Raw genomic sequence first — 8,944 nt, forward strand, 5'->3', positions numbered from 1 at the left:
AGCACCTGCCACCCCAAGGCGCCGATCAACCCGCCGATGGCCGGGAACACGATGAACACCCACAGCTGCTCGAACGCGAATCCCTTCGCGAAGATCGCCGTGGCAAGGCTGCGCGCCGGGTTTACGGACGTGTTGTCGATCGGGATGCTGATCAGGTGCACGAGCGCCAGCGTGAGACCGATCGGGATCGCCGCGAAGCCTGCGGGCACCGACGACCGGGTGACGCCGAGCACCACGAGCACGAGGACGGCGGTGAACACAACCTCGGCGATCATCACCGCGCCGAGGTCGTAACCGGCCGGTGAGTGCGAGCCGTAGCCATTGGACGCGCCGCTGAACAGATCGGAGCGCGTCCCCACCGCGGCGGCGTTCTCGCCGGTGCGGACGATCGCCCAGATCAGACCGCTCGCCACCGCGGCCCCTACGACCTGGCCGCCGAGGTACCAGGGCACGTCGGCCGTCGTGGTGCGCTTGGTGAACCACATCCCGAGCGTCACCGCAGGGTTGATGTGGCAGCCGGAGATCGCGCCGATGAGGTAGACCGCGACGAGCAGGCTCAGGCCGAACGCCAAGGCCACCCCGAGCGTTCCGACGCTCCCGCCGGCGAAGATCGCGGTGCCAGGGCCGCCCAGCACCAGAATGGCGGTGCCGACGGCCTCCGCCACGAAGACCCGTCCGCGCTGTGACATGCCGCCCCCTCTTCGTGCCGCATGCGCGGCCGACGGCCGCGCCGGTGACCACAACGTCGGAGTCGAGCGTAGGACCGGCCGGATTCGGTGGTGGGGATGGCGCTAGGTTGCCCTCATCGCAGGGCAGACGTTCCAGCATGGCGTCGCGAGTGGCGATCCCCTCGTCGACCGGGTGATCCTGTGGACCCGCGTCACGACCGGTGCCGGTCCTGTGGACGTGGACTGGGTCATCGCGCGGGATGCGGAGCTGCGCGACGTGGTCGCATCCGGAACCGTGTCGACCGACGCCGATTCGGATCACACGGTGCACGTCGACGCGCTCGGCCTCACCCCCGCGACTTCCTACCACTACGGGTTCTCGGCGCTCGGCGAGTCGTCACCCGTCGGGAGGACGCGCACGCTTCCACCTCCTGACGCGGACCACTTGAAGCTCGCGATGGTGTCGTGCGCCCGGTACGACACCGGCTACTTCAACGGATATGCGCGGATGGCCGAGCGAGCGGACCTCGACTTCGTGCTCCACCTCGGTGACTACATCTACGAGGGCTCCAACCTCAAGTTCGCGAACGACCCGCGGCCCGATCTCGGACGGAAGTTCGATCCCGACAAGGACTGCATCACGTTGGCCGACTACCGGCGACGTTTCGCCGAGTACTGCAGCGACCCCGACGTGCAGGCGTTCCGGGCGGCACACCCGGTCATCGCCACGCTCGACGATCACGAGCTCGCCGACGGCTGCTGGTCGGGAGGCTCCTCGTGGCACAAACCCGAGGACGGCCCCTGGCCCGAACGACGGGCGGCGGCCTTTCGGGCCCGATGGGACTGGCTCCCGGCCCGGCCCCCAGACCCGAACGACCTCGAGCGCGTGTTCCGGACCGTGCGCATCGGCGAGCTCGCGGACCTGATCATCGTGGACATGCGGTCGCGCCGCGACCAACCGCTGCCGGCGCCCGCGATGAACGATCCGAATCGGACCCAGCTCGGCCTCGAACAGCGCGCGTGGCTCTTCGACGAGCTCGACGCCTCCACGGCGCGGTGGCGCTTGCTCGCCAACTCCTCGGCCATGGGCCAGACGTGGTCGGCGCAGATCCCGGATTCCATGCGGCCGACGATCGGGACGCTCAAGCTCGCGAGCTCCAATGGCACGGGTCCGGATCCCGATCAATGGGACGGCTATCCGGCCGAGCGGACACAGGTGCTCGACCACGTGCGCGAGCAGGGCATCGACAACCTCGTCGTGCTGAGCGGTGACGTCCACGTCGCCCTGGCCATGGAGCTCCACGAGGACTCGTTCTCGGGTAGCACGCCGGTCGCGGTCGAGTTCGTCACGGCCAGCCTCACGTCGCCGAACCTCGATGACAAGATGGGATGGCCGCGTCGCGACGAGCGTTCGCTCGCAGTCGAACGTGAGCTGATGAAGCTGCTGCCGCACTGGAAGTGGTGTGATCTCGACGACCACGGCTACGTGGTCGTGGACGTCACGCCCGACCGTGTCGTCGCTGAGTGGTGGTTCGTCCCGACCGTACTCGAGCGCCTCCCGGGCGAGGAGTCCGGTGCGCGCTTGATGGTGGAGCACGGGGCCCGGCAGATCGTCGCAGCGCCGTGACGGAAGGCCTGTTCCGTCACTCGGTGGCCAGCGGTGATCCGCTCCAGGACCGGGTGATGCTGTGGACGCGAGTGACCGCCGAAACCGACGAGCCCATCCACCTCGCGTGGCGTGTGGCGCGCGACGAAGGACTGCGCGACGTCGTGGCCAACGGCACCGCGGCATCGGACCCGTCTGCGGATCAGACCGTGCACGTCGACGTCGACGGGCTCGAGCCGGCCACGATCTACTACTACGGGTTCGAGGCGCAGGGAGCGTCGTCGCCCGTGGCCCGGACCCGCACCCTCCCTGACCGTGGCGTCGAGCACCTGCGGTTCGCGGTCGCGTCCTGCGCGAGCTACAACGCGGGGTTCTTCAACGCCTACGCCCGCATCGCCGAGCGTGACGACATCGAGTTCCTCCTGCACTTGGGCGATTACATCTACGAGACGCCGAACGTGCTTCCACCCGGCGCGCCGCAGCCCCCCGACATGGGGCGCCCATTCGATCCGCTGCACGAGTGCGTGACACTCGACGACTACCGGCGGCGCTATGCGCAGTACCGCGGGGACCCCGACGTGCAGGCTCTCCATCTGCGCCACCCGGTCATCGCCACGCTCGACGACCACGAGTTCGCCGACGGAACGTGGCGTGACGGGTCGTCGTGGCACCGACCCGAGCAGGGCCCGTTCGCGGATCGGAAGGCGGCCGGCTTCCGGGCGCGCTGGGAGTGGCAGCCCTACCGGATGCCCGATGCTGCGGATCCGACGCGGGTGTTCCGCAGCGTGCCGCTCGGCGACCTCGCCGAGATCTTCCTCATCGACACGCGCAGCCGCCGCGACGAACCCGTAGCACCACCCGCGATGAACGACCAGGGTCGTACGCAGCTCGGGACCGAGCAGCGCGAATGGCTCCTGCGTGCCCTCGATGACTCGACGGCGCACTGGCGGCTGCTCGGGAACGCCTCGGTCATGGGCCACACCTGGACCGAGCAGCTCCCCGAATCGATCCGTCCCGCGCTCCACGCGCTGCGGCTTCTCGGTGAGGAAGGCTCAGGACCGGACCCCGACCAGTGGGACGGCTACCCGGTGGAGCGCGCGACGCTGCTCGGCCATCTCCGCGATCACGAAATGCAGAACGTCGTGGTCCTCAGCGGCGACGTGCACGTTGCGATCGTCGTCGAGCTGCACGAAGACCCCATCGCGGGCGACGATCCCGTGGCCGTCGAGTTCGTGGCGTCGAGCCTCACGTCCATGAACATCGACGACAAGATGGGTTGGCCCCGGCGGGACGAGCGCTCACTCGCGCTCGAACGCACCGCGGTCGACATCCTTCCGCACTGGAAGTGGTGCGAGTTCGACAGCAACGGCTACATCGTCGTCGACGTGAACCGAGAGCGCGTCCAGGCCGAGTGGTGGTTCGTCGACACCGTCACCGCGCCGTCGACGCACCAAGAGCTCGGCGCCCGCTGGCTCGTCGAGCACGGCAGTCAACGAGCGATCGAAGTCACCTGACCGAGTGCTCAGGCCTCGAAGGGCAGACCGAGTCGAGCGCGACCGGCGTTCACGAGCGTGAGCTCGGGTGGACTCGGGTGGTAGAGCGCCGCGCGCAGGTCTCTGATCATCCGATCGATCGAGCCGCGCCGGGCGTACGCAGAGCCGCCGGCCAGCTCGGCCGCGACCGGCGCGATCTCCTGACATGCGACCGTGACGACGCGCTTCATCTGCTGCAACGTGAGAAAGCTCTCGACCGTCGGATCCGGGTCGTCGCCCAGCTCGGTGAGCACCGAGTCGAGCGCCCAACCGGCGCTCCGCAGGTGATAGTCGAGCAGGCCGACCTGTCGGGCGGCGCGCTCGTCGAGCTTGCCTGATCCCACGACGGCATCCACGAGCCCTTCGGCGACACCGAGGTAGGTCGAGTAGACGACGGGCCACGCGTGCAGCGACGCGACGAGCAACGGTCGGTCGAGCTCACCCCAGGTGCGACGGGCCACCACCTGGGCCTCCGTCACCATCACGTCGTCGAAGACGAGGTCGTGGCTTCCGGTCGCCCGCATCCCGGCTGCGTCCCACGTCTCTTCGATCCGCACCCCGTCCGCGGCGAGCGGGCAACCGAAGGCGATCACCTCGGCGCCGGGCTCGGGCACGCCGATGACGGCAAAGGTGGCCGCGACCGTTGCCGCGGGCGAGATGCTCGCGAACACCTTGCGGCCCGACACGCGCCAGCCTCCGTCGACGGGCGTGGCGACGGCGGTTGGCTTCGTCCAGTCGTTCCCGCCCGTCGAGGCGACGACGATGCGATCCTCTCCCACCCGCCGGAGCATCGGCTCGACGACCGTGTCCCCCCGGCGCCACCGCCACGCGGCGGCGAGGACGATGTGGAGATGCATCGAGCACGCCAGCGCGGTGGAACCGCAGGCGCGGGCGATCACGCGCTGCGCTGCCGCCACCTCCGCGGTGCGGGCATCGGATCCGCCGAGTGCATCGGGGACCGGGGCTGCCAGGTACCCGAGGTCCCGAGCGGCTTCGACGCCTTCAACGGCGAACGAACCCTCGATGTCGTGACGGTCCGCCTCGGGCCCGGCGACGTTGGCGACTTCCTGTGCGAGCTTCATGATGTCCATGGGTTCACGGTACGGATGACACGGGGGCTTGAGAAGTACAAGATCTGCACCATGAAGAGCTACGGCGAGTACTGCCCGATCGCCATGGGCGCCGAGGCCATCGGGGATCGGTGGACCCCGCTCGTGCTGCGTGAGCTCATCTGCGGCTCGGAGCGGTTCTCCGACATCCATCGGGGCGTGCCCCGGATGTCTCGGAGCCTGCTGTCACAGCGCCTGAAGCACCTCGAGCGACTCGGCATCGTCGAGCGCCGACCGGGGCCGACGTACCACCTCACCGACGCCGGTCGAGATCTCGAGGCGACCGTCTGGGGGCTGGGCGACTGGGCGATGCAGTGGATGTTCGGTGACCCGGCCAAGGAGCAGCTCGATGGGTCGCACCTCATGTGGCGCGTCCGGCAGCGCATCGTCGAGGATGCGCTCCCGGAGTCGCGCACCGTGGTCCGGTTCGAGTTCCCGGGCGCGCGACAGGGGCGTCTCGTCTGGCTGCTGCTCGATCCTGCCGGCACCTCCGTGTGCGAGCGCGACGAGGGCTTCGAGGTCGACCTCTACGTGACCGCCGACATCAATGAGTTCTTGCGCATCTGGATGGGCCGCAGCACCTGGTCCGCCGCGCTCGACGCCGGCGCGTTGCAGCTGCACGGTCCGACTGATCTCGTTCGCGCGTTCCCGACGTGGTTCGCTCTCAGCCCCTTCGCGACGCGCTCGCAGTGAGCGCGCGCGCTACTTCGACGCCGCCTTCGCCTGCTCGAGCACGGCGCTCATCCCAAGCTCCTCGGCCACGGTCTTCGTTGCGGTGAGGAGCTCCGAGGCGCGCTCGGCATCGCCGGTACCGCCGCGCTCGAGGAGGACCTGCGCCCACCACAGCCGCGTGCGCGCCAGGTTCGCCCGATCACCAACGCGTTCCTCCATTTCGGCGCCGCGCTCGAAGTAGGCGATCGCCGCGTCGCGCTCGACGAGCGTCAGGGAGAGGAGGCCGAGCACGCTGGCGATCGCGCCGAAGGAGACGAGGCCGTTGTAGACGAGCTGGTCGGCGTGCGGCTCGAGGCGTTCTCGAATGCGCGCCGCGAGCTCCGTAAGGTCGAGCCCGTGCGAGATGACCGCCGCCCCCCACAGGATGCTCGTCCAGATCTGGTTCTGGGGCAGTGTGAGCAGGTCGGTCGCGATGCGATCGAAAACCTCGCGAGCAGCGTCCAACTGGCCGGTCTCGATCAACGTCACGCCGAGCATCACCTCGATGCCGGCGACCGCGCTGTCCTCGACGGCGACCCGCGCTAGGTCGACGATCTCGTCGAGACGCCCCTGGTTGCGACGCACGGCGAACAGCAGCACGCCGTAGAAGAACACGGCGTCCGGGTGACCAGCGCGCTGGCCGACCTCGAGCTGGGCGTTCATGAGCTCCTCGGCGAGCTCGTGCTCCCCGGCTGACGCGGCGCGACCCGACCGGGTGAACACGTCCATCCAGAGCGGTGTCGCCTGCCCGACCTCGCTCGCAAGCTGCTCGAGGCGGGGTCCGATCGTCGCGAGCTCCGCCGCGTCTGCGTGCTCCACGCAGGTGGCGTAGCGGTACCAGTACGCGAAGAACTGGAGATAGGGATCGCCGAGCTCATCGGCGATGCCCATCGCCTCGGTGGTCAGCACGAGCCGCTCGTCGAGCGTGCTCGGCTCCCACAGGGCGACCGAGCGACTAATGAGCACGTGTGCGAGCGTTGCGGGGTCTCCCAGGCGCCGAGCGATCGTGAGCGCGTCGTCGTTGATCGCACGTCGGCCGGCGAGGTCTTCGCCGAAGACGACCTCGCCCGACAGATTGGCGAGGAGCTGCGCTCGTTCGGGAGAGTCCTCGTCGCCGAGGGCTTCGAGCGCGGTGCGCACCATCTCGACCCGCTCGGTGTCGACGTCACCGACCGTGCTGAAGAACCCGCGGTGGTTGTCGAGCGTCGCCCTGACGAGGAGATCGACCTCGCCGGCGCGCTCTGCGACGCGCCCCGCTTCGAGGAGCACCTCACGGTACCCGGAGACGCCGGCGCGTCGCTGCGCGACGCCGAGGCCGGAGAGGATCTCGCACTGCAACGTCGGATCGTCGATCTCAACGTCGTCGAGCAGCTCGCGGGCCTGCTCGTAGTAGGTCACCGCCTCGTCGGGAGCCCGCTGGTCGAGCGCGTGCTCCGCGGCCCGGCGGCAGTACTCGAGGGCCTTGGTGGGGTCAGTCGAGGCCGCACGCGAGTAGTGGTGCGCGAGCTCTCCCAGGTGACGGTCGATGCGATTGGCGTGGACCCCCTCGATCGCCTCGCCGATCTTGTGGTGGAGGCGTGCCAGGCGCGTCGGCCGAACCTCGTCGTAGAGCGCGGAACGCACCAACGCATGCGAGAACTGATATCGGCCGACACCAACCTCGCGTACGAGCCGCGCCTCGACGGCCTCGTCGACGAGCTCGAGGAGCGCGTCCTCCTCGAGCTCGCTGATCCCAACCAGGACCCGCAGCTCGAAGCCGCGCCCGATGACCGCGGCGAGGGTGAGAGTCTCGTTCGCCGCATCCGAGAGCCGGCTCAACCGGCGCCCGATCACCTCGCGCACGCCCTCGGGGATCCCGACGTTCGAAGGGTCGTCGCTCGTCCACCGACCTTCCTTCTCGTAGATGCGCCCCGTCTCCGCGAGGTGACGCAGCACCTCGCCCACGAAGAGCGGATTGCCCTCGGTCTCGGCGTGGATCGCGTGCGCGAGCGCTACCCCGGCGGCGTCGAGCCCGTGGCCGGCGGAGGACTCGAGGAAGTCGACCACGCCCGCCTCGTCCAGGCCGACGAGCGAGACGCGGGCGACATTCTCGCGGCGCCGGAGCTCGGCAAGCGCTTCGCCCAGCGGGTGGGTCCGGTCGAGATCGGTGTCGCGATACGTGCCGACGATGAGCAGCCGTATGACTTCGGGAGAGGACACGATGTGACGCAGCATGAGCAGCGTGGGCTTCGCGGCCCAGTGCAGGTCGTCCAACACGAGCAGCACGGGCGTGTCGCGCGACACCGCGGCCAGCCAGCCCGCCACCGCCTCGAACAGCCGGTACTGCTCCGTCTCAGGGTCCGACTGGAGCGGCTCGGGCAACCCTCGGGCGCGTGTTGGGAGGTTGGGCACCAGTCGGGTGAGCTCGCCGCCGTACCGCCCCAGACGATCGGTGAGCTCCTCGGCCGGTGCATGGTCGACGTCCCACGTGAGCGCTTCCACGAACGGTTGGTAGGGGACACCGAGCTCGTCGTCGCAGCGCCCGAACAGCACCGTCGCCCCCTGGGCGTTCGCGCGGAGTGCGATCTCGGTCGCCAGCCGGGTCTTGCCGATCCCGGGCTCGCCCGCGACGAGCACGACGCCGCGCTCGCCGTCGACCGCCGCCGCCTTCCACTGGTCCACCAGCGTCCCGAGGTGCTCGTCGCGACCGACGAACGCGAAGCGGGTGCCGGGATCCAGGCCCGGTGGGAGCGGCCGTGCCTCCTCAGCGACGTCCGGGAGTGGTTCCCACCCCACCCGCGAGGTTGGGACGGGGTCGGGGATGCCCTTGAGCTCGAGCGGCCCCATGCTCTCGAACTCCTGCACCGCCCGCGAGCCCGCGACGATCCTGACCACGTCGGTGCAGAAGATCCCGTGCGTGCCCGCGAGGTCACACAGGCGCGCGGCCTCCACGACTGGGGTGCCGAAGAGGTCGCCGTCGTCAGCGCGTGCGTCGCCGAGGCTGATCCCGATCCGCACGGCGAGCGGCTCGGCTTCGACGGCGCGACGGTTGCGGCGGTCGATGTCCTGCTGGATGGCGACACTGCAGGCCAGGGCTTCCGCGGCGCCGGTGAACGCGGCCATGCAACCGTCGCCGGTCCCTTTCACCACCTCGCCGTCATGGCGGGCGACGGCCCTGGCGATGATCGCGTCGTGCGCTCGGCGCAACTCGTCGGCGACGTCGTCGCCAAGGCGGGTTCGCTGCTCGGTCGATCCGACGAGGTCGGTGAAGACGATGGTCCACGTCCCGTCCCGCATCGCCACGAGCCCGAGACTAGGCCCCGCAACCTCAGACGGCGG

The 8,944-nt window shown here is 69.6% G+C and carries 6 protein-coding genes; 3 read left to right on the forward strand and 3 right to left on the reverse strand.

What is annotated here, in order from left to right; genetic code table 11:
• Window positions 1–689 (reverse strand): aquaporin (locus WEE69_14680; GenBank protein MEX1146544.1); only part of this gene is annotated, 689 nt, incomplete at its 3' end.
• A gap of 115 nt (window positions 690–804) precedes the next feature.
• On the opposite strand from WEE69_14680, the gene WEE69_14685 reads away from it, so the two are divergent.
• On the forward strand, window positions 805–2,295 hold the full coding sequence (locus tag WEE69_14685) for an alkaline phosphatase D family protein (GenBank protein MEX1146545.1): 1,491 nt from the start codon (window positions 805–807) through the stop codon (window positions 2,293–2,295).
• Window positions 2,292–3,788, forward strand: a complete 1,497-nt coding sequence (locus WEE69_14690; protein ID MEX1146546.1) for an alkaline phosphatase D family protein — start codon at window positions 2,292–2,294, stop codon at window positions 3,786–3,788. Before WEE69_14685 ends, WEE69_14690 begins: the two co-directional genes overlap by 4 nt.
• Window positions 3,789–3,796: 8 nt before the next feature.
• On the opposite strand, the gene WEE69_14695 is transcribed toward WEE69_14690, so the two are convergent.
• A complete protein-coding gene (locus WEE69_14695; protein ID MEX1146547.1) occupies window positions 3,797–4,897 on the reverse strand; it encodes an acyl-CoA dehydrogenase family protein in 1,101 nt (366 codons plus the stop codon).
• A gap of 15 nt (window positions 4,898–4,912) precedes the next feature.
• On the opposite strand from WEE69_14695, the gene WEE69_14700 reads away from it, so the two are divergent.
• Entirely contained in the window at window positions 4,913–5,608 is a 696-nt protein-coding gene (locus WEE69_14700; protein ID MEX1146548.1) for a helix-turn-helix domain-containing protein, read from the forward strand.
• Window positions 5,609–5,617: 9 nt separating this feature from the next.
• Here WEE69_14700 and WEE69_14705 read toward each other — a convergent pair whose 3' ends face one another.
• Window positions 5,618–8,902, reverse strand: a complete 3,285-nt coding sequence (locus WEE69_14705; protein MEX1146549.1) for an AAA family ATPase — start codon at window positions 8,900–8,902, stop codon at window positions 5,618–5,620.
• Window positions 8,903–8,944: the final 42 nt, after the last annotated feature.

The organism is Acidimicrobiia bacterium, from assembly GCA_040881685.1.
GTDB lineage: Bacteria > Actinomycetota > Acidimicrobiia > IMCC26256 > PALSA-555 > SHVJ01.